17 protein-coding genes and 1 tRNA gene are annotated in these 23,152 nt (G+C 68.8%); 7 read left to right on the forward strand and 11 right to left on the reverse strand.

Annotated elements, in window-relative coordinates:
- Positions 1 to 21: 21 nt before the first annotated feature.
- The 4 genes from sufU to FCK90_RS13705 all read right to left on the reverse strand — a co-directional run bounded on the left by sufU (position 22) and on the right by FCK90_RS13705 (position 3,404).
- Positions 22 to 501: a Fe-S cluster assembly sulfur transfer protein SufU gene (gene sufU, locus FCK90_RS13690; RefSeq protein ID WP_158034867.1), complete on the reverse strand. Its 480-nt coding sequence runs from the start codon at positions 499 to 501 to the stop codon at positions 22 to 24.
- Between the two features lie 72 nt (positions 502 to 573).
- A complete protein-coding gene (locus tag FCK90_RS13695; RefSeq protein ID WP_281347457.1) occupies positions 574 to 1,908 on the reverse strand; it encodes a SufS family cysteine desulfurase in 1,335 nt (444 codons plus the stop codon).
- 157 nt (positions 1,909 to 2,065) lie between these two features.
- Entirely contained in the window at positions 2,066 to 2,647 is a 582-nt protein-coding gene (gene pth, locus FCK90_RS13700) for an aminoacyl-tRNA hydrolase (protein WP_158034868.1), read from the reverse strand.
- A gap of 130 nt (positions 2,648 to 2,777) precedes the next feature.
- Entirely contained in the window at positions 2,778 to 3,404 is a 627-nt protein-coding gene (locus FCK90_RS13705) for a 50S ribosomal protein L25/general stress protein Ctc (RefSeq protein ID WP_158034882.1), read from the reverse strand.
- Between the two features lie 605 nt (positions 3,405 to 4,009).
- Between FCK90_RS13705 and FCK90_RS13710 the strand changes: the two genes are divergently transcribed.
- The 3 genes from FCK90_RS13710 to FCK90_RS13720 all read left to right on the forward strand — a co-directional run bounded on the left by FCK90_RS13710 (position 4,010) and on the right by FCK90_RS13720 (position 9,061).
- Positions 4,010 to 5,695 carry a sugar transferase gene (locus FCK90_RS13710; RefSeq protein WP_246180408.1) on the forward strand — a complete coding sequence of 562 codons (1,686 nt, stop codon included), beginning with the start codon at positions 4,010 to 4,012 and terminating at the stop codon, positions 5,693 to 5,695.
- 193 nt (positions 5,696 to 5,888) lie between these two features.
- Entirely contained in the window at positions 5,889 to 7,688 is a 1,800-nt protein-coding gene (locus FCK90_RS13715; RefSeq protein ID WP_181954326.1) for a GH25 family lysozyme, read from the forward strand.
- 215 nt (positions 7,689 to 7,903) lie between these two features.
- Positions 7,904 to 9,061 carry a CAP and S-layer homology domain-containing protein gene (locus FCK90_RS13720; protein ID WP_158034869.1) on the forward strand — a complete coding sequence of 386 codons (1,158 nt, stop codon included), beginning with the start codon at positions 7,904 to 7,906 and terminating at the stop codon, positions 9,059 to 9,061.
- A gap of 68 nt (positions 9,062 to 9,129) precedes the next feature.
- Here FCK90_RS13720 and FCK90_RS13725 read toward each other — a convergent pair whose 3' ends face one another.
- The 3 genes from FCK90_RS13725 to FCK90_RS13735 form a co-directional block, all read right to left on the reverse strand.
- Entirely contained in the window at positions 9,130 to 10,110 is a 981-nt protein-coding gene (locus FCK90_RS13725; RefSeq protein WP_158034870.1) for a ribose-phosphate diphosphokinase, read from the reverse strand.
- 69 nt (positions 10,111 to 10,179) lie between these two features.
- Complete coding sequence (gene glmU / locus FCK90_RS13730; RefSeq protein WP_158034884.1) at positions 10,180 to 11,700, reverse strand: bifunctional UDP-N-acetylglucosamine diphosphorylase/glucosamine-1-phosphate N-acetyltransferase GlmU; 1,521 nt, start codon at positions 11,698 to 11,700, stop codon at positions 10,180 to 10,182.
- A gap of 38 nt (positions 11,701 to 11,738) precedes the next feature.
- Positions 11,739 to 11,811 (reverse strand) — tRNA-Gln (locus FCK90_RS13735).
- Between the two features lie 251 nt (positions 11,812 to 12,062).
- Here FCK90_RS13735 and FCK90_RS13740 point away from each other — a divergent pair.
- Positions 12,063 to 13,913 carry an ABC-F family ATP-binding cassette domain-containing protein gene (locus FCK90_RS13740; protein WP_158034871.1) on the forward strand — a complete coding sequence of 617 codons (1,851 nt, stop codon included), beginning with the start codon at positions 12,063 to 12,065 and terminating at the stop codon, positions 13,911 to 13,913.
- 69 nt (positions 13,914 to 13,982) lie between these two features.
- On the opposite strand, the gene FCK90_RS13745 is transcribed toward FCK90_RS13740, so the two are convergent.
- Positions 13,983 to 15,443 carry an APC family permease gene (locus tag FCK90_RS13745; RefSeq protein ID WP_158034872.1) on the reverse strand — a complete coding sequence of 487 codons (1,461 nt, stop codon included), beginning with the start codon at positions 15,441 to 15,443 and terminating at the stop codon, positions 13,983 to 13,985.
- Between the two features lie 380 nt (positions 15,444 to 15,823).
- Here FCK90_RS13745 and FCK90_RS13750 point away from each other — a divergent pair, with 380 nt between their 5' ends.
- Positions 15,824 to 17,164, forward strand: coding sequence for a GntP family permease (locus FCK90_RS13750; RefSeq protein ID WP_343029903.1), 1,341 nt, complete (start codon positions 15,824 to 15,826; stop codon positions 17,162 to 17,164).
- A gap of 20 nt (positions 17,165 to 17,184) precedes the next feature.
- Here the strand turns inward: FCK90_RS13750 and pdxH are convergent, their stop codons facing one another.
- The gene (gene pdxH, locus FCK90_RS13755) at positions 17,185 to 17,865 is read right to left on the reverse strand and encodes a pyridoxamine 5'-phosphate oxidase (protein ID WP_158034873.1); all 681 of its coding nucleotides are present in this window, start codon (positions 17,863 to 17,865) and stop codon (positions 17,185 to 17,187) included.
- Positions 17,866 to 18,083: 218 nt separating this feature from the next.
- Between pdxH and FCK90_RS13760 the strand changes: the two genes are divergently transcribed.
- Both FCK90_RS13760 and FCK90_RS13765 read left to right on the forward strand, forming a co-directional pair.
- Positions 18,084 to 19,790 (forward strand): cation:proton antiporter, encoded by a 1,707-nt coding sequence (locus FCK90_RS13760; RefSeq protein ID WP_158034874.1) that lies wholly within the window; start codon positions 18,084 to 18,086, stop codon positions 19,788 to 19,790.
- Positions 19,791 to 19,835: 45 nt separating this feature from the next.
- Positions 19,836 to 21,101 carry a phosphotransferase gene (locus tag FCK90_RS13765; RefSeq protein WP_158034875.1) on the forward strand — a complete coding sequence of 422 codons (1,266 nt, stop codon included), beginning with the start codon at positions 19,836 to 19,838 and terminating at the stop codon, positions 21,099 to 21,101.
- 49 nt (positions 21,102 to 21,150) lie between these two features.
- Here FCK90_RS13765 and FCK90_RS13770 read toward each other — a convergent pair whose 3' ends face one another.
- Positions 21,151 to 22,347, reverse strand: a complete 1,197-nt coding sequence (locus tag FCK90_RS13770; protein WP_158034876.1) for a glycosyltransferase — start codon at positions 22,345 to 22,347, stop codon at positions 21,151 to 21,153.
- Positions 22,347 to 22,958 (reverse strand): TetR/AcrR family transcriptional regulator, encoded by a 612-nt coding sequence (locus FCK90_RS13775; RefSeq protein WP_158034877.1) that lies wholly within the window; start codon positions 22,956 to 22,958, stop codon positions 22,347 to 22,349. Before FCK90_RS13775 ends, FCK90_RS13770 begins: the two co-directional genes overlap by 1 nt.
- Positions 22,959 to 23,152: the final 194 nt, after the last annotated feature.

A 23,152-nucleotide genomic window follows, 5' to 3' on the forward strand; every position in this document is an offset into this window, starting at 1 on the left:
GCGGCGCCCGTCTGCTCCCGATCAGTCCTCGGTGCGCCCCGCGGCCGCCTGCCGCAGGGCGGCCTCGGTGGCCACCCAGGCCAGTGCGGCGCACTTCACCCTGGCCACGAAGCGGGAGACGCCGAGGAACGCGACGGCGTCCCCCAGCAGTTCCTCGTCCGGCTCCGCCGCCCCGCGTGAGCGCAGCATCTCCCGGTAGGCCTCGATCTGCGTAAGCAGCGTGGAGACGTCAGCGCCGGGAGCCATCTCGGAGAGCACCGAGGCCGCTGCCATTGAGATCGAGCACCCGTCCCCCTGCCAGGTCAGCGAGGTCACGGTGTCCCCGTTCAAGCCGACGCGTACCAGGATCTCGTCACCGCAGGTCGGGTTGTACTCGTGGTGACAGCCGGCCGCGTCCTCATCGCCCATCGGGGTGGCGTCGCCCGCTGCCAGGCCTTCGCCGATCCGCCGCTTGGAATGGTCCAGGATGACCTCCTGGTACATCTGGTCCAGTGCGCTCATGCGCTCATGACTCCTTCAATCGGTGCTCGTTGAGTCGGGCTCGTTCAGTCGGTGCTCGAGACGGCTCTCGAGTCAGTCCTCGGCCCGGAAGTACGCCCGCACGCCCGAGAGCTCCTCGAGGAAGCGGTCGACGTCCGCGGTGGTGTTGTACACATAGGCGCTCGCCCGGGTTGTCGCCGTGATGCCGAGGCGCCGGTGCAGCGGCTGGGCGCAGTGGTGACCCACGCGCACGGCCACGCCGGCAACGTCCAGCAGCTGGCCGACGTCGTGGGCGTGCACGCCCTCCACGACGACGGAGGCCAGACCCACCCGTTCCTGTCCCGGCCGGGGGCCGACCAGGCGCACACCCGGGATCTGCGCGACGCCGCGGGCCAGGCGCTGACCCAGCTCCGCCTCCCAGGCAGCGACACGATCCATGCCCAGGTCCTTCAGGAACCGCACCGCCTCGGCCAGTGCCACGGCCTGGGAGATACGCTGCGTTCCCGCCTCGAACCGCGCGGGTGCCGGAAGATACTCGGTGCGCTCCATGGTCACGGAGGTGATCATGGAGCCCCCGGTCAGGAAGGTCGGCAGGGAGTTGAGCAGCTCGGCCCGGCCGTAGAGGGCGCCGATCCCGGTGGGCCCCAGCATCTTGTGGCCGGAGAACGCGGCGAAGTCGACGCCGAGCGCATGGAAGTCCACCGGCAGATGCGGTACCGACTGGCAGGCATCCAGGACGGTGAGGGCACCCGCGGACTTGGCCGCCGCCACCAGGGTCGCCACGTCGTTGACCGCGCCGGTCACGTTGGACACGTGGGTGAAGGCCAGGACCTTGGTGCGTTCGTTCAGCAGATCGCCGAGAGCGTCGAGGCGCAGCAGGCCGTCGTCGTCCACGGGAATCCAGCGCAAAGTGGCTCCCGTGCGTGCGCACAGCTCCTGCCACGGCACCAGGTTGGCGTGATGCTCGGATTCGGTGACCAGGACCTCGTCGCCTTCGGCCAGCCGGAACCGCTGCGAACCCGGGCCGGAGCCGTTACTGCCCGCCGTGGCGTTCGAGAAGGCATAGGTGAGGAGGTTGATGGCCTCGGTGGCATTGGAGGTCCAGACGATCTCCCGCTCGTCGGCCCCCACGAAGTCGGCCACGGTGCGGCGTGCCTCCTCGAAGGCATCCGTCGCCTCGACGGCGAGAGTGTGAGCACCGCGGTGGACGGCGGCGTAGGAGTTCCGGAGGAACTGCCCCTCGGCCTCGATCACGCTCTCGGGGCGCTGCGAGGTGGCCCCGGAATCCAGGTACACCAGTGGCGCGTCCATGACCGTCCGCGAGAGGATCGGGAAACGCTGCGCGAGCGCTCGCGCCTGGTCGTCGTCGAACGGGGCCTGGTGCGAGTCTCCGCGCTGTCCGTCCGGCACGGGTAGTCCGTGATTCACGTCGACCTCCTGGGTTCTGGGCGTGCTGGGGTTCTCGGCATGATGGGGTGACGATCCGTCGTGCCCACGCTAGATCAGATGCGGCTGCGACGTGGCCCCGCCGAAACAATCCGTACCATGCACACGCCACGCACACGCCATGCACACAGCGGGCCGTTCAGCGCGCGTGCACGGAGTTCTGGGCGGCCACCAGTCCGTGGTCGATGATCTTCTCGACGGCGTCGGCGGCGTTGTCCAGCAGCAGTGGCAGTGCGGAGGCCTCCGACGAGGAGAAGGGCCTGAGCACGAAATCGGCCGTGTCCATCCGGCCCGGGGGACGGCCCACCCCGACGCGGACGCGGAGATAGTCCTTGCTGCCCATCGCCTTGGTGATGTCCCGGAGGCCGTTGTGGCCGCCCTCGCCGCCACCGCGCTTGAGCTTGACCGTGTCGAAGTCGATGTCCACCTCGTCGTGGACCACGATCAGGCGGTCCAGGTCGGCACCGAAGAACTTCATGACGCTGGAGACAGGGCCGCCGGAGACGTTCATGTACGTCAGGGGTTTGACCAGCACCAGGCGCGGGCCTCCGGGACGCAACCGGGTCTCGGCGAGCTGCGCCCGGGACTGCCTGTGCGCGGAGAACCTCTCCCCGGTGCGCTGCGCCAGCTCGTCGAGCACCATCTGGCCGACGTTGTGCCGGGTGCGCTCGTACTGCGGGCCCGGGTTGCCCAGCCCCACCACGATCCACCGTTCAGTCATGTTCCCGTCCTGTCGTTCCCGTCCTGCCGATCATGCACCGCCACGTCACCGCGCCGGCCACTGCATGGACCGACGGCATCCGGATCGGTTGATCCGGATGCCGTCGATGGCCGTGATGCACCGAGGTGGATCACTCGCTGTCGGAGGAGGGCTCCTCGGTAGCGGGCACGACGTCGCCCTCGGCCTCTTCCGCGGTCTCGGGCTCCTCGCCCAGGTCCTGCTCGATGGGCTCGGCCACGTTGACCACCAGGGTCTCCGGGTCGGTGACCAGCTCGACGCCGGCGGGCAGCTGGATGTCGCCGGCGTAGAGGTGCTCGTTCGGCTCGCGGCCCTCGATGGACAGCTCGAACTGCTCGGGCACCTTGAGCGCGTCCACCAGCACGGTCACGGAGGTCTCCTCCTGGGTGTGCATGGCGGTCGGGGCCACCTCGCCCTCGAGCGTGACGGGGATGTCCACCTCGACCTTCTCGCCGCGCTTCACGGTGAGCAGGTCGATGTGCAGGATCTCCGGGCGGATCGGGTGCCGCTGAACGTCCTTGAGCATGCACAGGTGCTCGCCGTCGGTCAGGACCTCGATGACGGCGTTGGAGTTACGGGCCACCAGCATCATCTCGTGGCCCGGCAGGGACACGTGGATGGGCTCGTGGGTGCGGCCGTAGATCACGGCGGGGATCCGATCGTTGGCGCGGATGCGGCGGGCGTAGCCCTTGCCGAAATCGGTGCGGGTCTCACCGGGGATCCGGATGACGTCGACCATGAGTCGTCGCTCCTCGTATTGATAGGCAATGTCTTTCATGAAGTGTTGCGCCGGCCTAAGGCGACCGGCTCATTGCCCGCCCCGGTGCGCCACCTCGATCCCGGCACCCGCTGAGCGCGGGAGCGCGGCGGCTCTGGAAGAGCCCGTGGTGGCGGATATCCGAAGGGATCCGAACCAGCCTCGTCGATCACGGGAAGCCTCATCGTGCTCACTGCACCGATGATGCCTCACCCTCGCCTCGGCAACCTCCCAAGACTATCATGGGCGCAGGCCCAGGGCGCTGACCTGGTGTGATACTCACCACGTGAGCCAGATCTTCACATTTTGGACACATCTGGGGACGCCCGGTCTTCATGTTTACTCCTAGGATGGGCGGAGCCGGGCAACCGGTTCCCGGTCCGGACGCAATGGGGATTGCGGCAGGCCGGAGACCACGCCCGGCCGTTGGGTTCGAAAGAACATGTTCGATAGAACACCTCGGGGACATCCAGCCGGCCGAGCCGGCGCATCTCGCCGCGGACGCCTCTGGCGGGGTCGGTTCGCGGGTTGGCGCGCTCGCACCGGCTGAGCCCCGAACGGTCTGCATCAGGGGGAGGAGCATCGAGATGTCCAGCATCACCGACTCATCGGTGGAGGGCATGGGCTCACAACGCGGCACCGCTCAGCGGCACGGGCGGCCCGGACAGGGCCCGGGCCCGGCCAAGATGCCCGTCGGCGGCGACGGCATGGAGACCCAGCCGAGCACGGGCCCCGTCCGGGCCGTAGCTCCCGCCGGAGCCGAGACCATTCCGGGCAAGACCCCCGCCACCGTCCCCGTCGCGGCCACGCCGCGCAACGACTGGCGAGCCCGTTATGTCCGGTCGATGCGCATCTCCGACGGCGTGGCCATCGTGATCACCCTGCTCGTCGCGCAGCTCGTACGGTTCGGCGCGGACAGCACCGCGGGAGGCGGCGATCTGAGCTGGGGGCGGTTCAACATCGACTACGTCTTCGTCGGCATCGCACTCGGCGTCGCCTGGTGGGCGTGGCTCGACCTGCGCGGCTCCCGGGCCATCCGGCTGATCGGCTACGGCATGGAGGAGTCCCGGGAGGTCTCCACGGCCACCCTGATCTTCTTCAGCGCGATCGCGATCGTCTCCTTCGCCCTCTCGCTTCCCGTCGCCCGCGGATACGTGCTGATCGCGCTCCCGCTGGGCCTGGTCCTGCTGATCCTGGGGAGGTGGTGCCTGCGGTCGTACCTGCTGCGCCGTCGTCGCCGCAACCGCGCCGCCATGTCCCGGACCATGGTCGTCGGGCGTCAGCGCGGAGCCCTGGAGACGGTCGAATCCCTGCGGGACCACGTGGAGGCGGGCCTTGCACCCGTGGTGGCCTACTACCCGGTCGGAAAACAGCCCCTCCCGGAGAAGCTGCAGCATGTGGAGGTGCGCAACGTCCTGGCCCCGGAGGACCGCCCCACCGTGGCCGGCATCCTCGAGGCCGCCCATCACCACCGTGTCCAGGCCCTGGTCCTGACCAACAACTCTCCCCTGAGCTCCGCCGAGATCAGGCATCTGAGCTGGTACCTGGCGGACGCCCGCATTCGCCTGGTGATGAACACCGGGCTCACGGACATCGCGGGCCCGCGCATCCATACCCAGCAGCTCGCGGGACTGCCGCTGATCCACGTCTCCACGCCCCACATGTCCTGGTCGCGCAGGCTGTTCAAACGCGGGATGGACATCGTGGGCTCGCTGCTGGCCCTGATCCTGCTGTCACCGGTCATGCTGGTGGTGGGAGCCGTCATCAAGGCGCACGACCGGGGACCGGTCTTCTTCGGACAGGAACGCGTCGGACTGGATGGCACCAGGTTCACGATGTTGAAGTTCCGCTCGATGTACACCGACGCCGAGGAGAGGAAGGCCGCTCTCGACGCCGCCAACGAATCGGCCGGCGCCGTGCTGTTCAAGATGAAGGACGACCCCCGCGTCACCAGACCCGGCCGGGTCCTGCGCCGCTACAGCCTGGACGAGCTGCCCCAGTTCGTGAACGTGCTCAAGGGCGAGATGTCCCTGGTCGGCCCGCGCCCGCCGCTGGAGTCCGAGGTGGAGAAGTACGAGGACTACGTCCACCGGAGGCTGCGCGTGAAGCCGGGAATCACGGGCCTGTGGCAGGTCTCCGGCCGCTCCGATCTGGACTGGGACCAGTCCGTGCGGCTGGATCTCTACTACGTGGAGAACTGGTCGGTCCTGGAGGACGTCCTGATCCTCCTCCGCACCGTCAGGGCCGTCTTCGCCCACTCAGGGGCCTACTGACAGTCCGGAATTCATAGATTTTTACAGCCGCTGATCGAGGGTGATTCCCGCGTGATCTCGGGCAAGTTCCCTGGTCAGCGCATATAGAAGTCGTCAAAATGCTTGCATGATAACGAAATGATCACGCTATACTCTTCATCGCTCGGCCTTCTCCCCCCAGTCGCCGGGCATCCCCCCGAAGATAGGCGTACGCGTGATCCTCTCCCATCACTCGTCGCGGGTCTCTTCCACCGCGACCGCTGTAACCGTCTCCGTCTCGATGGTGCTGGCCGGCCTGGCCGCCGCCGCACCAGCCGGAGCCGTAGAAGAAACACCCCCTTCCATCCTCAACGAGCACGTCAGCCAGGAGGGCACCCCTCAAGGTGAACTCTCCCTGACCGACGGCGAGGTCGTGTCCTTCGACGCCGACGGCGTCGCCTCCTACGACGCCCCCGAGCTGCCCGATGCTCCCCCGAGCACCGGAGACCGTTCACCGGGCGCCACCATGGGCATGTACCAGAAGAGCCTGGCCTCCGCCGCCCATCTCTCCGACGAGTCGGAGCAGTCGATGGCCAGGATCGCGGGTGGTGACGCCGAGGCGGACGGCACCACGACCACGGAGTCCGGCGCTGCCTCCGAGACCCCGCTCGATCCCGCCGGTGAGGCCCCCGCCGCGGACGTCCCGGTCGCTGAGACGCCGGCGGCGGATGCGCCCGCATCCGGTTCCCCCGAGACCGATCAGGCACAGGTGGGCCCCGCAGGGGCCATGTCGATGGTGGTCGTCAACGGCGCCTGGCAGCCGGCCGGCATCCAGGGCATGGACGTCTCCGGATGGCAGCCCTCGGTGAACTGGTCGCGCGAGTACTCCCTGGGCGCTCGTTTCGCCTATGTCAAGGCCACGGAGGGCACCAGCTACCGCTCCCCCGCGTTCAACAGCCAGTACATCGGCTCCTATCAGACCGGCATGATCCGCGGCGCGTACCACTTCGCCATTCCCTCTCGCAGCTCGTCGGGCGCGGCCCAAGCCGACTACTTCGTGAACAACGGCGGCGGCTGGTCGGCCGACGGGAAGACGCTGCCCGGCCTGCTGGACATCGAATACAACCCTTACCCGGCCTACGGCGATGTCTGCTTCAACCTGACGCACTCGGAGATGCGGAACTGGATCAAGAGCTTCTCCGACCGCTACAAGCAGCGCACCGGCCGCCTTCCCGCCATCTACACCGCCACCGACTGGTGGGTCCAGTGCACGGGCAATACGAACATGTTCAACGACCATCCGCTGCACATCGCCCAATGGACCAACTCCCCCGGCCCGATGCCGAACGGCTGGAACACCCACGACATCTGGCAGTACTCGGACAGGGGTCCGTTCTCCGGTGACTCCAACGTCTACGGCGGCTCCTGGGGCCAGCTGCAGGACATGGCGCGCAATGCCAGCTACAAGCCGCTCGGCGGCCGCGCCCCGGCAGCCGCCGCGGGTCCCTTCGTGGATGTGTCGCCCAGTAACCAGTTCGTCCGGGAGATCACCTGGGTGAAGGATCGTGGCTACCTCAATGGCTGGCCCGATGGCACCTTCCGCCCGGTCCAACCCATCGACCGCGACGCGATGGCCGCAGTGGCCTACCGCCTGGCAGGCTCCCCCGCCTACACCCCACCAGCACGCTCCCCCTACCGCGACGTAGCCACCACCCACCAGTTCTACAAAGAAATAACCTGGGCCCGCTCCGCCGGCTACCTCACCGGCTGGCCCGACGGCACCTTCCGACCCAACAACAAGATCACCCGCGACGCCACCGCCGCGATGTTCTACCGCATGGCCGGATCCCCCGCCTACACCCCACCGGCCACCTCCCGGTTCCCCGACATCCACCGCGGCCAACAGTTCTACCGCGAAATCCACTGGTTCGCCGCCCAAGGCATCACCACCGGCTACGCCAACGGCACCTACCGCCCGCTGAACACCACCAACCGCGACGCGATGGCCGCCTTCATCTACCGCTACATCAACTAACACCCCCTGGCCCGGGTCCCCCCCCGGTCCGCTATTCGATGCAGCCATCCCGTGGTCCGGCCGGCTGACCGGCCGGACCACGCCCCCAGAAAACACCACTGCACATCCGTGGGTACCCCCTGCCCACATGAATCCTCCGGTTGCAGCCCAGGACGCCACGGCGGTCTTCCTCTCCAGGGTTGAGTCCAACCTGTACCCGAAAGGACCACTCCCCCATGCGTTCATCGCATCGTCTCTTCGCCGGCGCCGCCCTGGCCGCCGCCGCCATCACCGCAGTCCCCGCCTTCATCGCCGCCCCGGCCCAGGCCGCCCAGGAGGACATCGTCCACGCCTCCCAGGCCACCCTGGATGGTCACCGGCAGACGATCCTCAAGGAGATCAACAACTACCGCGCCTCCCGCGGGCTCCCCGCCGTGAAGTACTCCCCCACGCTGACCGGCATCTCCCAGGACGAGTCCGACCGCGCGGTCCGGGACGAGAACGCCAACCACTCCATGAACTTCCTGAACGACTCGCGCTTCGGCAACGCGAGCCACAAGCGCGAGATCACGGCCCTGGAGTACAGCATCAACCCGGTGGCGCTGGTGACGTGGTGGAAGAACTCACCGTCCCACAACGCGGTGCTGCTGGATCGCAACGTCACCGTGGTCGGCATCGGCGTGACGCTCGCGGACGGCAGCCTGGCCAGGACCCGCCAGCCGTGGCAGATCGTGTCCGTGGTCAACGGAGCGGGCTACGCCAACGGGGGTGCTCCCTCCGACGCCCGCTCTTCGGTGACCGGGGGGTCGAATGACAGTCCGCCGGTCACGGCGCCCTCGCCCGCCCCGCCCCAGCAGCCCGCACCGGGGCCCTTCGTGGACGTCCCCGCCGGCTTGGAGCACGCCTCGGCGATCTCCTGGGCCAGGAACGGCGGCTACCTCAGGGGCTGGCCGGACGGGACGTTCCGCCCGCATCAGCCCATCGACCGCGACGCCATGGCGGCCATGGCCTACCGGTTGTCCGGTTCCCCCGCCTACACGCCCCCGGCCCGGTCTCCCTACGTCGATGTCTCCACCAGTCATCAGTTCTACAAGGAGATCTCCTGGGCCAAGGCGACCGGCCTGCTCACGGGCTGGAGCGACGGCACCTTCCGCCCCAACAACAACATCACCCGCGACGCCACCGCTGCGCTGTTCCATCGCCATGCGGGCAAGCCATGGGTGAGTCCGTCGTCGTCGTTCCGCGACGTGTCGCCCGGGCAGCAGCACGCCCAGGCGATCCAGTGGATGGCCTCGTCCGGAGTGGCCACGGGATGGTCCGACGGGACCTACCGGCCGTTGCAGACCACCAACCGCGACGCCATGGCGGCTTTCATCCAGCGCTACGCCGGCTGAACCCGAAGGCAAGAGGAAGGCCCGATCCGGGTTCCGGATCGGGCCTTCCTCTTGCGCTCGGAGCCGGGTCAGGAGCGGCCGTTGAACAAGCTCGTCACGGAGCCGTCCTCGAAGACCTCCTGGATCGCGCGGGCCAGCAGCGGGGCGATCGAGAGGACGTCGAGGTTCTCGAACCGGTGCTCCGGGGGCACGGGGAGGGTGTCGGTCACGACGACGGAGCGGGCACCGCAGCTGGAGAGGCGCTCGACCGCCGGGTCGGAGAACACGGCGTGGGTCGCGGCGATGATGACGTCCTTGGCACCGTGCTCGCGCAGCACGTTGACCGCGCCGGAGATCGTGCCGGCGGTATCGATCATGTCGTCGATCAGCACGCAGGTGCGGCCCTTGACCTGCCCCACCACTTCCTTGGACACCGCCTGGTTCGGGCGGGTGATGTCACGGGTCTTGTGCACGAAGGCCAGCGGAGCGTGCCCCAGCAGCTCGGCCCACATCTCGGCCACGCGCACCCGGCCGGTATCCGGGGAGACCACCGTGATCTCGTCCTCCCCCACCATGCCCTGGACGTGCTTGGCCAGGATCGGGATCGCCATCAGGTGGTCCACGGGCCCGTCGAAGAAGCCCTGGATCTGCGCGGTGTGCAGATCCACGGACATCAGGCGGTCGGCGCCGGCGGTCTTGTAGAGGTCCGAGATCAGCCGGGCGGAGATGGGCTCGCGCCCGCGGTGCTTCTTGTCCTGCCGGGCGTACGGGTAGAACGGCGAGACCACGGTGATGGACCGGGCGGAGGCCCGCTTGAGCGAGTCGATCATGAGCAGCTGCTCCATGATCCACTGGTTGATCGGGGCCGGGTGGGACTGGATGAGGAAGGCGTCGGCGCCGCGGACGGATTCGCCGAAACGCACATAGGTCTCACCGTTCGCGAAGTCGTAGGCATCGGTGGGCACCAGTTCCGTGCCCAGCTCCCGGGCGACGTCTTCGGCCAACTGCAGGTGGGCTCTACCGGAGAGCAGGACCATTCGGTTGGCACCTGAGTTGAGGATCCCGGTCATCGTGACTCGCTTTCTGAAGCGTTCGTAGTCGGTGGCTCTTGGCCTGGGTGGCGGATGGAGTGGTGAACCTCAGGAGTCGTCCGCGGCGGGCGCCGCGTCCTGGGCGGCCTGTGCCGCCGCGGCGGCAGCGGTACCGGCGCGGTTCTCGAGCACCCAGTCCTTCACGATGACCTGACGGCCTTCGGTCAGGGCCAGGGCGCCCGCGGGGACGTCCTTGCGGACCGTGGTGCTGGCGCCGGAGTATGCGCCGTCGCCCACGGTGACCGGGGCGACGTACATGTTGTCGGAACCCATGCGCACGTGGTTGCCGACGGTCGTGCGGCTCTTGTTCACGCCGTCGTAGTTGACGAACACGCTCGCGGCGCCGATGTTCGAGTGCTCGCCGATCGTGGCGTCGCCGACATAGGACAGATGGGGGACCTTGGAGCCCATGCCGATCTGGGAGTTCTTGGTCTCCACGAACGTGCCGATCTTGCCATCGGCCCCCAGCTCGGTGCCCGGGCGGAGGTAGGCGAAGGGACCCACCGAGGCGCCGTCGCCGATCGTGGAGCCCGAGCCGTGGGTGCGCACCACGGTGGCGCCCTGGCCCACGCGCACGTCGGTCAGCGTGGTATCCGGGCCCACGACGGCGTCCTCGCCGATCGAGGTCACGCCGTGCAGCTGGGTGTTGGGGTGGATCACGGCGTCGCGGGCGATCGCCACGTCCGCGCCGATCCAGGTGGTCTCCGGGTCGACGATGGTCACGCCGTTGCGCATGTGGGCCTCGGCCGTCCGCCGGCGGAGGTAGCCGCCCAGGGCCGCCAGCTGGACGCGGTCGTTGGCGCCCTCGACCTCCATGTAGTCGGCCATGGTCAGCGCATCGACGCGCCCGCCCTCGGCCCGCACGATCGCGGGGACATCCGTCAGGTACATCTCGCGCTGGGCGTTGTCGACGGTCACCTTGGCCAGGGCATCCCGCAGGACGGCGGCGTCGAAGGCGAAGATCCCGGAATTGATCTCCGCGACCGCCCTCTCCGCCTCGGACGCGTCCTTGAACTCGCGGATGTCGGTGAAGGCGCCGTCGGCGCCGCGCAGGATCCGGCCGTACTTCCCCGGCTCCGGATGGATCGCGGTCAGCACGGTCACGTCGTTGCCGCGCGCATCGTGGTGGGACACCAGATCGCGCAGGGTCTGGGCGGTCAGCAACGGGACGTCCCCGTAGGTCACCACGATGGTGCCCTCGACCCGGGCCTGGTCGTCGAGCTTCTGCAGGCCGGCCAGCACCGCCGAACCGGTGCCGGGCACCTCGGACTGATCCGCGATGACGGCCTGAGGATCGAAGTCCAGGACGTGCTGGGCCACCCGGTCACGGTCGTGCCGGACCACGACCGCCAGCCGCTTCGGCTCAAGGGTCCGTGCAGCCGCGAGGGAGTGCCCGACCATGGACCGCCCCCCGATCTCGTGCATGATCTTGGGCCTCTTGGACTTCATCCGGGTGCCTTGCCCGGCGGCCAGGACGATGACGGCTGCGGGATTCGTGATGGACTGCTCAGCATCGGTGGTGGTCACGATGTGGCTGCTCCTCGTGATCGACTGGCCGTCTTCGGCCATAGGGGGCGTACGGGAGGGCATCGACGGATGTCGATTCGTTCCGCCTCTAGGACTCGAACCTAGACTCCACGGCTCCAAAGGCCGGGGTGCTGCCGATTACACCAAGGCGGAACGCCACCGGTCTCGCGCCGTGGGCCGCTTGTGAGCGGGTGGGTGTCCAGTGGCGGTGCACCATGTGCACGGTGAGTCACCCTACCATTCAGGCGCTGATCCCATGGCTCGCTCACGGCTGCGTCCAGGGCCGGTCCCGGCACCTGCTCGAAGGCGCGCCCGCCGGCATCGTGCCCTGTCCAGGCCGTCGCCGGACCTCCATGGGAGTCCCCGATTTCAGGGGTGTACGGCCGCGTCCGTACCCTTGTCGGGTGGCCCACTTGTTGAACGGCGAAAACCTGCACCTCTCCTTCCCCACCCGTACCGTCCTGGAGGGGGTGACGGTCGGCATCGACGGCGGTGATCGCATCGGCATCGTGGGGCGCAACGGTGACGGCAAGTCCACCCTCATGAAGATCCTGGCGGGTCGCCTGGACCCCGACGAGGGGCGCGTCACCGCCCGCTCCGGGACCCGCATCGGGATGCTCGACCAGTCCGACGCCCTGGATCCGGAGCTCACGGTTGGGGCCGCCGTGGTCGGGGGCCGCGAGGAGCACGAGTGGGCTGGAGACCCCAAGGTCCGTGACGTGATCGGCGGGCTGGTGGCCGACCTGGACTGGGATGCCCGTGTGGGCGAACTGTCCGGCGGGCAGCGACGGCGCACCGCCCTGGCCGCCCTGCTGACCCGGGACTGGGACGTACTGTTCCTGGACGAGCCCACCAACCATCTGGACGTCGAAGGCATCGCGTGGCTGGCCGGGCACCTGAACCAGCGCTGGCCCGCCAGCCAGGGAGGCCTGCTGGTGGTCACCCACGACCGCTGGTTCCTGGACGAGGTCTCCACCTCCACCTGGGAGGTGCACGACCGCATCGTGGAGCCTTTCGAGGGCGGCTATGCGGCCTACGTGCTCCAGCGCGTCGAGCGCGACCGGCAGGCGGCGGTAGCCGAGGCCAAACGCCAGAACCTGATGAAGAAGGAGCTGGCGTGGCTGCGCCGCGGTGCGCCTGCGCGGACCTCGAAGCCCAAGTTCCGGATCGACGCCGCCAACGAGCTGATCGCCGACGTCCCGCCGCCGCGCGACACCGTGGCGCTGTCCCGCATGGCGGTCTCCCGCCTGGGCAAGCGCGTGGTGGACCTGGAGGATGCGAGCGTCACCTACGACGGCGCCGAGCGCGGCTACTCCCCCGACGACGAGTCCGTGGCCTCGACCGAGCCGCGGGAGGTCCTCCACGACATCACCTGGCGCATCGGCCCGGGCGAGCGAACGGGCATCCTGGGCCGCAACGGCGCAGGCAAGTCCACCCTGCTGCATCTGGTCACGGGCGAGCTGGAGCCCACCTCCGGGCGGGTGGTGCGCGGCAAGACCGTGAAGGTCGCCGTGCTGACCCAGCATCTGCGCGAGCTGGACGAGGTGAGCGGAGAGCGCGTCTCGGAGGTGATCGGTCGCAAGAGGACCTCCTACGTCGCCGACGGCAAGGAGCTGACCCCCGGACAGCTGCTCGAACGGCTGGGATTCACGAACGCGCAGCTGGCCACGCCGGTTCGCGAGCTCTCCGGCGGGCAGAAGCGGCGGCTGCAGCTCCTGCTGATCCTGCTGGACGAACCCAATGTGCTGGTGCTCGACGAGCCGACGAACGATCTGGACACGGACATGCTCGCGGCCATGGAGGACCTGCTGGACACCTGGCCCGGGACCCTGCTGGTGGTCTCGCACGACCGGTACCTGCTGGAGCGCATCACCGATCAGCAGTACGCCGTGATCGACGGCGGCTTCAGGCATCTGCCCGGCGGGGTGGACGAGTACCTGAGGCTGGCCGCCCGGGAGGGCAAGGACGCCTCGTCGTCGAACCCGCTGACCGCCGACTCCACGGCTCCCGCGACCGCCGGGGACGACACGGCGTTGTCGGGCGCCCAGGCCCGAGCCGCGCAGAAGGAGGTGGGATCGATCGAACGGCGCCTGGAGAAGCTCTCCGGCCAGATCGAGGCCAAGCACGAGCAGCTGGCGGCCCACGACCAGTCCGACTTCGAGGGTCTTCAGCGGCTCAGCACCGAGCTGCGCGCCCTGGAGAGCGAGACCGCCGATCTCGAGGAGCGCTGGCTGGAGCTCTCCGAGCAGCTCTGAGAGCAGCTCTGACCGCCGTCCGCCTCTGCCATCGGGCACCCGGTGGCAGAGGCGGACGGAGCCACGACGCTAGAAGCGGGAGATCTCCTCGGTCTCCTCGCGCTCCGGGTTCCGCAGGCGGTTGACCAGCCAGGTGATCGCCCAGAGGACGACGCCGATCGCCAGGAGCGCACCGGCGATCTCGTACTGGATCCATTCCTCGCGGGCCCGTGCCCACGGGCCGACCAGGAAGAGCGAGAACACCGCGCCCAGGATGGGCAGCACCGTGGGGGCCCGGAAGCCGTCTTCGGGGGTGGGGTCACGGCGCAGCACGAGCACCGCGACGTTGACGACGGCGAAGACGCACAGCAGCAGCAGGGCCGTCGTATTGCCCAGAGCGCCGACGATCCCGCTGTCGGAGTTCTGGTTGACGTAGGCGATCAGGCCGATGGCGAGCAGGGTGCTGAAGACGATGGCGACCCACGGTGACCGGCGCTTGGGCAGCACCGCGCCCAGTGCTTTGGGCAGCACCTCCTGCTTGGCCATGCCGTAGAGCAGACGGCTGGCCATCAGCATGTTGATCAGTGCGGTGTTGACCACCGCGAAGATCGTGAGGAACGGGAAGATCGCATCGACCGGGATGCCGGGAGCGCCGATGCGGACGACGTCGAGCAGGATCCCGGCGTCGGGGTTCTGCGGATTCGTGATGTCGCCCGTGGGCACCACGAGGATCACGGTCGCGGCCACGAGCATGTAGATCAGCGCGCACAGTCCCAGGCCGGTGAGCATGATCTTGGGGAAGATCTGCCGCGGGTTCTTGCACTCCTCGACGAGGTTCACGGAGTCCTCGAAACCGACCATGGCGAAGAAGGCTATGGCGGTGCCGATGGTGACGGCTGTGAAGACCCCGCGGTCGGAGGGAGTCTCGAACACGACCAGGCGGCTGGCATCGCCCTCCCCGTTGACGATCGCGATGCACCCGATGAAGATGATCACGGCCATCACGGCCAGCGTCACGACGGTGAGGACGACGTTGAACTTCACGCCCTCGCCGACACCGCGCAGGTTGATGAGGGCAAGGACCACGATGATGCCCATGGCCGTGAACATGGTGGCTGTCGGGCCGGTGGGGACCCCGTCGGCGAATTGGCCGATGCCGATCAGGAGGTTCTGGCCGACCAGCGTGGCGGAGGTCGAGGCGCTCGTGATGCCGGAGCAGGCGACGGCGAAAGCCACGATGAACGTGACGAAGTGGATGCGGAAGGCCTTGTGGGCGTACAGCGCGGCGCCGGCGGCGAACGGGTATTTCGTCACGAGCTCCAGATAGGAGAACGCCGTGAGGGTCGCGATGACGAAGGCCAGCAGGAACGGCAGCCAGGCGATGCCGCCGACCTGACCCGCCACCCGTCCGGTGATCGCGAAGATCCCCGCCCCGATGATGTCGCCCATGATGAGCAGAAGCAGGAGTTTCGGCCCGATCACCCTCTTCAGCGGGCCGTCTTCCCCTCCGCCCTCTATCGCTGCGACGGCTTCAGTGTCGAGCTTTGCCATCATCGCACCTTCTCTCGTGTGTCGCTGGGGCTTCGCTTCAGGAGACTTCGCAGAACCCGCGGGGTTAGAAAGTAACCCGATCGACGGCGGCAAGCCCGGTGATCGGATCATTTTTACACAAGGGAAATCCGGACGGGGGCGCTGGCCCTCGCCAGACGGGAAGCGGGAGCCGCCCGGTGGACGGGAGCAGAACCCCTGCAATATTTGTCTTATTGACAGGACTAATGCGGAAGGCCAGAATGGGACGCGTTTTGCACCGGCAGCGCAGCCCTTGCATGCCGGGCGACCCCTCGTTCCTCGGCGAGCGCTGCGCGCCGCACGATCACGATGGAGGGTCCCCTTTGGAAGACGCGGTCCCGGCACTGAGTGCCGGATGGTTGTTGGTCATACTCGCAGGAGCGATCACCGCTCTGCTCGTCCTGATCATCAAAGTCCGGCTCAACGCCAACCTCGCCCTGATCCTCATCTCGGCACTGACCGCCGTGGCGACCCGCATCCCGACAGCGGAGATCGTTCCCACGATGATCGAAGGGTTCGGGACCACCCTGGGCAACGTCGCCCTGCTCATCGGCCTGGGCGCCATGCTGGGCCGCATGCTGGAGCAATCCGGTGGCGCGGATGTGCTCGCTGAGGGCATGCTCAGGATCTTCGGGGAGAAGCGCGCACCGCTCGCCCTGTCGGTGGCATCCCTGCTCTTCGGCTTCCCCATCTTCTTCGACGCCGGCCTGGTCGTGATGCTCCCGATCATCTTCTCGATAGCCCAGCGTTTCGGCGGATCGGTTCTCATCTACGCCCTGCCGGCCGCCGGAGCGTTCCAGGTGATGCACGGCCTCATGCCACCTCATCCGGGGCCTGTGGCCGCCACCGGCCTGATCGGGGCGAACCTGGGGCTGGTCCTGATGACCGGCCTCTTGATCTCCGTGCCGGTGTGGTACCTGGCGGGCTACCGGTTCACCATGTGGCTGGGCCGGAGATACGACCTGCCCGTGCCGGAGATCCTCGGCGGAACCCAGTCCCGTGAGCTCCAGGGGCCCCGCCCCTCCATGGCGGTCGTGCTGTCCCTGCTCTTGCTGCCCGTCCTTCTGATCTGCATGAACACCACCCTGTCGACGCTGGTGGCGGACGGGCTGATCGGCGGGTCAGGCCTCGTCGATGCGCTGATCGCGCTGGGGCAGACCCCGGTGGCGTTGTTCATCACCGTTCTGGTGGCCCTCTTCCTCCTCGGCTTCCAGAGGGGGATCCCCGCGCACACCACGGAGGTCCTGGTCGACAAAGCCCTCATGCCGGTGGTCACCATCATCTTCCTGGCGGGAACGGGCGGAATGTTCGGCGCGGTGCTGCGGGCCAGTGGGATCGGCAGCGCCCTGGCCGACGGACTGGAGACGTTGGGGCTGCCCCTGATCGTGGCGGCCTACCTCATCTCGGTGACCCTTCGAGTCGCCCAGGGCTCGGCCACGGTCGCCGTCACCACCACCGCCGCACTGCTGGCCCCGGCCGTGCTGGTCATGGACCTGGGGGAACTGCAGCTGGCGCTCATCGTGCTGGCCATGGCAGCCGGGTCGTTCTTCGCCTCCCACGTGAACGACTCTGGGTTCTGGCTGGTCAGGGGGTTCCTCGAGATGGACACCCCCACCGCACTGAAGGTCTGGACGACCACCTCCTCGGTGATCTCCTTGACCTCCTTCGCCCTCGTCGCGGCCGTCTACGCGGTCGTGTCCTGACGTCCGGCTGCGACGGGCCGCTACGGCTGCAGGCGCTGGCTCTCCCACCCGTCCGGGGAGTCCAGCGGCCTCGGCCGCCCGTCGGAGGTCCGCCACAGCACCCGGTCGTGCAGCCGGGCGGGCATGCCCACCCAGAACTCGACCTCGGCCGGCCGCAGCCGGTATCCGCCCCACTGCTCGGGCAGGGGCACCTCCGTGTCGCGGAACCTCGACTCGGCCGCCGCGAACCCGGCGGTGACGGCCTCCCGTGATGCCACCGGCGCGGACTGCGACGAGGACCAGGAGGCCAGCTGGGAGGCCTGCGGACGCGTGACCCAGTACTCCCGGTCCTCGTCCCTGGTGGTGCGCTCGACCGGGCCGCGGAATCGCACCTGACGGAACATCGGATGCCACAGCATCACCGCGGCGGCATCCGGCGTGGTCTCGAGCTGCCGGCCCTTGGCCGAGTCCAGGTTCGTGAAGAAGCGGAGTCCTCCGGCGTCGAAATCCTTGATCAGGAGGATGCGGTTGTCCGGGAGCCCGCCGGCGGCGTCGAACGTCGCCAGGGAGGCCGCCGCCGGCTCACCGACCCTCGGATCCGCCAGAGCCTGCGCCCACCACGATTCGAAGAGTTCCAGGACCGTGGTCTTCGTGTCTCCTGACCCCAGGCCCTCGAGACCGGAGCCGCTGTAGACGACCCTCCCGTATTCTTCGCTGCGCATATGGCGCCTCCGCTCCACCGGTAGCCGCGGCCTGCCGTCCGGCGGCCTGTCTGACCTGGGCGCGTACGCGCACGCGCCCAACCCATTCTGCGCCCGGCCTGGCCCTGTGAGGCCAACGGGACCTCGGAGGTGACGCGTATCCGGGTGGACCACGGTAATTTTGGGGAAACCCTAGGCATCGTGGATTCCCCGCGAGGGGGTGAGGAACGGAGCCCTCGGTGGAATCCATAGGTCTGCCGGCCATCGCGGCGGTCCTGATCATCGTGGTGGTCTCGGCCTTCGCACCACGACTCGGAGTGGCGGCGCCCATCCTGCTGGTCCTGGTGGGCCTGGGCTGCAGCCTGGTTCCCGAGATACCGGACCTGGTGATCGAGCCCGACTGGATCCTGGTGGTCGTGCTGCCACCGCTGCTCTACGCGGCCGCGGTGAACGTGCCGACCACGGACTTCCGCCGCGAGCTGGGCACGATCAGCGCGCTGTCCGTGGGTCTGGTGGTGGTCTCCGCGTTCGTCGTCGGGTTCATCCTGTGGCGGATCTTCCCGGAGCTCGGCCTCGCCGGCGCCGTGGCGGTGGGCGCCGTGGTCAGCCCGCCGGATGCCGTGGCCGCGACCTCGATCGGCAAGCGCCTCGGCCTGCCGGGCCGCCTGGTCACCATCCTGGAGGGAGAGGGCCTGGTCAACGACGCCACGGCCCTGGTCACCCTGCGCACCGCCATCGCCGCCGTCGGCACGTCGATCTCCTTCTGGGGAGTGCTCGGCGATTTCGCCTACGCAGTCACCGTGGCCCTGCTGATCGGAGGGATCGTGGGGGCGGTGAGCGTATGGCTGCGGTCCCAGCTGTCGCAGCCCGTCCAGACGACGGCGATCTCCTTCATCGTCCCGTTCGTGGCGTTCATCCCGGCGGAGGAGGTCGGCGCGTCCGGTGTCATCGCCGTCGTCGTCGCGGGCCTGATCACCAGCGCCCAGAGCGCCAAGCGGTTCAGCGCCCAGGACCGCATCTCCGAGCGCACCAACTGGCGCACCATCCTGCTGCTGCTGGAGAACGGGGTCTTCCTGCTGATGGGCTACCAGCTCACGTTCCTGATCGGGCAGGTCCGCGCTTCGGGTGAATCCGTGGGGCAGGCCGTCATGATCGGGCTCCTGGTGGTCGTCGTGCTGGTCGTCGTCCGGACCGCGTTCGTGTTCCCCATGGTCGAGTACATGGGCAGGCATCACAGGCTCTCGGCAAGCCGCCCGCGGCCCGTGGTGACCCTGGTACGCCGGGTCACGGCCAAGATCGCCCCGGATGACGGGCGCATGCAGGAACGGGCCGATCGCAAGCGCCGCCGCAGGGAGGCGGATCTCACCTTCTACGAGAACGAAGGCCTGGACTGGCGCGGCAGCGCGGTGATCTCCTGGGCGGGGATGCGCGGTGTGGTCACCCTGGCGGCCGCCCAGACCCTGCCGTTCGGGATGGCGCACAGGCCGCAGCTGATCCTGGTGGCGTTCACGGTCGCCGTCGTGACCCTGGTGCTGCAGGGCTCCACCTTGCCCCTGCTGATCCGGCTCCTGGGGATCCGGGGGACGGACATGGAGGAGCAGCGCCGCGAGTTCGGCCGGCTGATGGCGGAGATCGGCGAGACCGCACAGGCCTTCCTGAAGAGCCCCTCGCTCAAACGCCACGACGGCAAGCCCTTCGATCCCCAGGTGGTGGCTCAGGTCCAGCGCAGCAGCGTGGCCATCAGCAATGCCGCGGCCGTCCTGGAGGTCGGTGGCTCGAACACCTTCAAGCAGCGCTTCGAGCTGCAGGGCCGGCTGCTCGACGTCGAGCACGCCGCTCTCCTCGATGCACGGGCCTCCGGGAGCTACCGGTCCTCGACCATCGAGGCCGCGCAGAACCTGATCGACTCCAACGTGGCCCGCCTGGAGCGTCCGCACAGCGGTTGACACGCTGGCCTGCCGCCCCGGCCGCCGTCCTGCCATGATGTGCACATGGCACCCCAATCCGCGGCGGAGGAAGCGCAGGCGGTCGATCTGCTCAGCGGGCCCCGGGCCGACCGGGCGCTGCTGCTGGTGGCCCGGGCCCTGGGACTGGCTCCCCGCGCTGACCGTGCCCCCGGCCTTCCGGAAGGCACGTGGGCCCTGATGCAGCTCAACCACCGGCCGGGCGCGGGTGTGACAGGGGTCTTCACGGTCAGCCTGCGCACGCACCCCGCGGGAGTTCCGCACCACGCGGGGCTGGAGGAGCACGAGGCCCTCCTCTGTCTGAGCACCGCCGCCTTGCCGCACGACGCCGAGGTGGTCGCCTTCTCCTGGGGCGAGCAGCGGTTCTCCGGGTGGCTGTGGCCTGACGATCCTTGGCTGCCCGGCCTGCGGGAAGCCGCGCAGCCATCGGCCTCCCTGATCGCCGATGCCCGGGCGCGAGTGGTCCCGGTGGCATACCGGCCCACCCGCCGAGCCGTCTTCAGGGTGGAGTCCGACGACGACCCCCGGCCGCTGGCGTTCATCAAAGTCCTCCGCCCCCGCCGGGAAGCCGACCTGGTCCGGCGGCACTGCCTCCTGGCGGACGCGCAGGTTCCGGTCCCCCGTCCCCTGGCCGCGACCGGTCACGGCGCCGTGGCCTTCCCCCCGCTGATCGGTCCGACGGCTGCCGCAGCACTCCGGGCGGCCAACGCCCCGAGACTGGAGCCGGAGCACCTGGTGGCACTCCTGGACCGGTTCCCCGAAGGCGTCCTGGCCCTGCCCCGCCATCCATCATGGACGGATCGCGTGGTGGACTACACCAGGTCGGCTGGCACGGCCCTCCCCACGGATATACGGAGGATCGACTCCCTGGCCACCGCGATCGCCGACGCCGCTGCAGACGTTTCCGGCGATGAGGACCTCGTACCGACGCATGGGGACTTCCACCCCGGCAACGTGATCCTGGGTCCGCATCCCGTCGACCCGGCGCTGGGCCCGATCACAGGGCTCCTGGACCTGGACTCGGTGGGGCCCGGCCGGCTCAGCGACGACCTGAGCTGCTTCGTCGCCCACACCTGGCTGCTCACCGACGACGCCCGGCCCGGCGAAGGCTTCCCTCCCGTGGTGTCCCGGTACGTCGAAGCCTTCGGCCAGGTCGTGGATCCCACGGATCTGCGCATCAGGATCGCCGGGGTGCTGGTCTCCCTGATCGGCGTGGCGGGACGCCGTCGCGGGAGGACAGCCGCCCGGCGTCGCCTGGCCCTGGCGGAGGCGGTCTACCGCTCGGCGCTCTGAGCTAGACCGCTGGGACCGGCACCGAGCCGGGTCGCGGCCGCGGAGACGGTTAGCTGAGGCAGACGGACTCGATCAGGTCCGCGGCACGACCGGCTCCACCGGCACGCGCCATGGACTCGGCCATGGCGCGTGCCCGATGCCGCAGCGCCTGGTCCCGGAGCATGGCCCCGATGGCCGTCCGGAGCGCCTCCGGGCTCGCCCGCCGTCGGCTCAGGCGTCTCCCGACGCCGCTGCGGGCGATGGCCGCCGCGACCATCGGCTTGTCCTGCGCGCCGGGAACTACGAGCACGGGGACGCCTTGTGCCACAGCTGCCAGAACCGCCCCGTAGCCCCCGTTCGAGATGAAGAGGTCGGTGCGCCTGAACAGCGCATCCTGAGGCGCCCATCCGACCGCGGTGACGTTGGACGGCAACCCGGGACTCGCTTCCAGGCCCGCGACGACCAGATGACAGTCCAGACCGTCGACGGCGTCGATCACCCGACGCGCCAGAGGGAAGGCGTCATTGCCCAGCGTGCCCTGGCTGAGGTGGATGACGGGGCGATCCCGGGGCAGGGATTCGAGCCAGGCGGGCTCCTCGCCCTTCCCCCTGGTACCGGCTGCCGTATCCCCCACGAAGTGGATATGCGGCGCAACGGGCCTCCTGGCCCGCTCCAGGCCGGCCACCCCCTGCGCCAGCACCAGCGTCGGTGACCAGGTTCCCTCCAGACCGGCGCGTCGCGTGGCGGGCAGGCCCAGCCTCCCGCGCGCTCCGTTGTGCATCCGCCGGAATACCCTCCCCACGGTGTTGTCCGCCGCGAACCTGAGCCCGGGATTCAGACCCAGTCCCACAACCGACTGCGACATCGTGGCGTGCGGCACCCCGGACAGCCCGTGGAACAGGGACGGCGCTATGCACGCCCCCTCACCGACGACGACGTCGATGGGATCACGCCGGTGAATGGCCTCGAGATCCCGGGCCTGCGCAGGTGCGAGGCCAAAGAAGATGTGCTCGAAGCTGCTGAGCATCCCGAGAGGCCCGTTCCCCGGGCGCATCGCGGGGAACCCCGCGGAGGGGTCCCTGTCATCGAAATCCCGGGCCGCGTCGAACGGATGCCACTGCGCACCGGCCCGGTTCACGACGGCCGCGTACTTGGTCCCCGTGTAGAGGCCGACCCTATGTCCGCGGTCCAGGAGAGCACGCGCCAGTCCCGCCATCGGGTAGACGTGACCGGCGAACGGCATGGCGGCCAGCAGGACGTGCGCCATCAGGCCTCCGGCGGGGCGTAGCCGTAGAGGTAGGCGCGGACCGAGTCCCGGGCGATGTTCTCCAGTTCTTCACCGGACAGAGGAGAGGCAGCGTAGTAACCCCGTACTTCCGGAACGCCCTCGATCAGCTGCAGGAGGTGCAACGTCGCCACATGCGGGTCGGACGGTCGCAATTGGCCGGCCAGCATGAAGCGCTTCAGGTGGAGGGCGATGGCACCCTGGACCCGCTCCGGCCCCGCCTGCATCCCCCGGTCCAGGATCTCCTGGGGGACCTCGGCACGGTCGGCCTGGATGCGGCTGGCCAGCGCGAGGTAGAGCGAGAGCTCCGATGACTGCTGGAGCCATCGATCGGCGAACGCCACCAGCACGTCCTCGACGGGGCCGTCGACCCCGAGCTGCTCATGGATCGTGCTCAGACGGCGTCCCACGAACTCCCGGGCGACGAGTTCGACCACCGCACCGAACAGACCCGGTTTGTCCGTGAAGAGGTTGTAGATGGTCCGCGTCGACACGCCGGCTTCCTCGGCGATGTCGACGATCCGCGCACGGGTGTAGCCGTCACGGGCGAACACTCTCAAGGCGCCTTGCACCAGGTCGTCCTTCTTAGCCACTTCACTCCATCCATATTACAACCACCGTTGCACTTAAGTGCAATATGCGTTGTACTTCTGGTGTCGATAGCCACGGCTCTCCGGCCTGCAGCACAGCACTCGTCCCGTCAACTCTAGGAGGCACCGTGGGTACCGGTGGACCGCAAGGCATCACCCCGGCCGACCACCAGGCGGATACCAGTGTGGGGAAGATC

The sequence above is a fragment of the Kocuria coralli genome (assembly GCF_008831305.1).
Lineage (GTDB): Bacteria > Actinomycetota > Actinomycetes > Actinomycetales > Micrococcaceae > Kocuria > Kocuria coralli.

Coding starts and splice junctions, on each gene's coding strand:
- glmU (WP_158034884.1), bottom strand. CDS start 11,700: ATGGCCGAAGACGGCCAGTCGATCACGAGGAGCAGCCACATCGTGACC.
- FCK90_RS13705 (WP_158034882.1), bottom strand. CDS start 3,404: ATGGTCGACGTCATCCGGATCCCCGGTGAGACCCGCACCGATTTCGGC.
- pdxH (WP_158034873.1), bottom strand. CDS start 17,865: ATGCGCAGCGAAGAATACGGGAGGGTCGTCTACAGCGGCTCCGGTCTC.
- FCK90_RS13710 (WP_246180408.1), top strand. CDS start 4,010: ATGTCCAGCATCACCGACTCATCGGTGGAGGGCATGGGCTCACAACGC.
- sufU (WP_158034867.1), bottom strand. CDS start 501: ATGAGCGCACTGGACCAGATGTACCAGGAGGTCATCCTGGACCATTCC.
- pth (WP_158034868.1), bottom strand. CDS start 2,647: ATGACTGAACGGTGGATCGTGGTGGGGCTGGGCAACCCGGGCCCGCAG.
- FCK90_RS13720 (WP_158034869.1), top strand. CDS start 7,904: ATGCGTTCATCGCATCGTCTCTTCGCCGGCGCCGCCCTGGCCGCCGCC.
- FCK90_RS13745 (WP_158034872.1), bottom strand. CDS start 15,443: ATGGCAAAGCTCGACACTGAAGCCGTCGCAGCGATAGAGGGCGGAGGG.
- FCK90_RS13765 (WP_158034875.1), top strand. CDS start 19,836: ATGGCACCCCAATCCGCGGCGGAGGAAGCGCAGGCGGTCGATCTGCTC.
- FCK90_RS13725 (WP_158034870.1), bottom strand. CDS start 10,110: ATGACCGGGATCCTCAACTCAGGTGCCAACCGAATGGTCCTGCTCTCC.
- FCK90_RS13770 (WP_158034876.1), bottom strand. CDS start 22,347: ATGGCGCACGTCCTGCTGGCCGCCATGCCGTTCGCCGGTCACGTCTAC.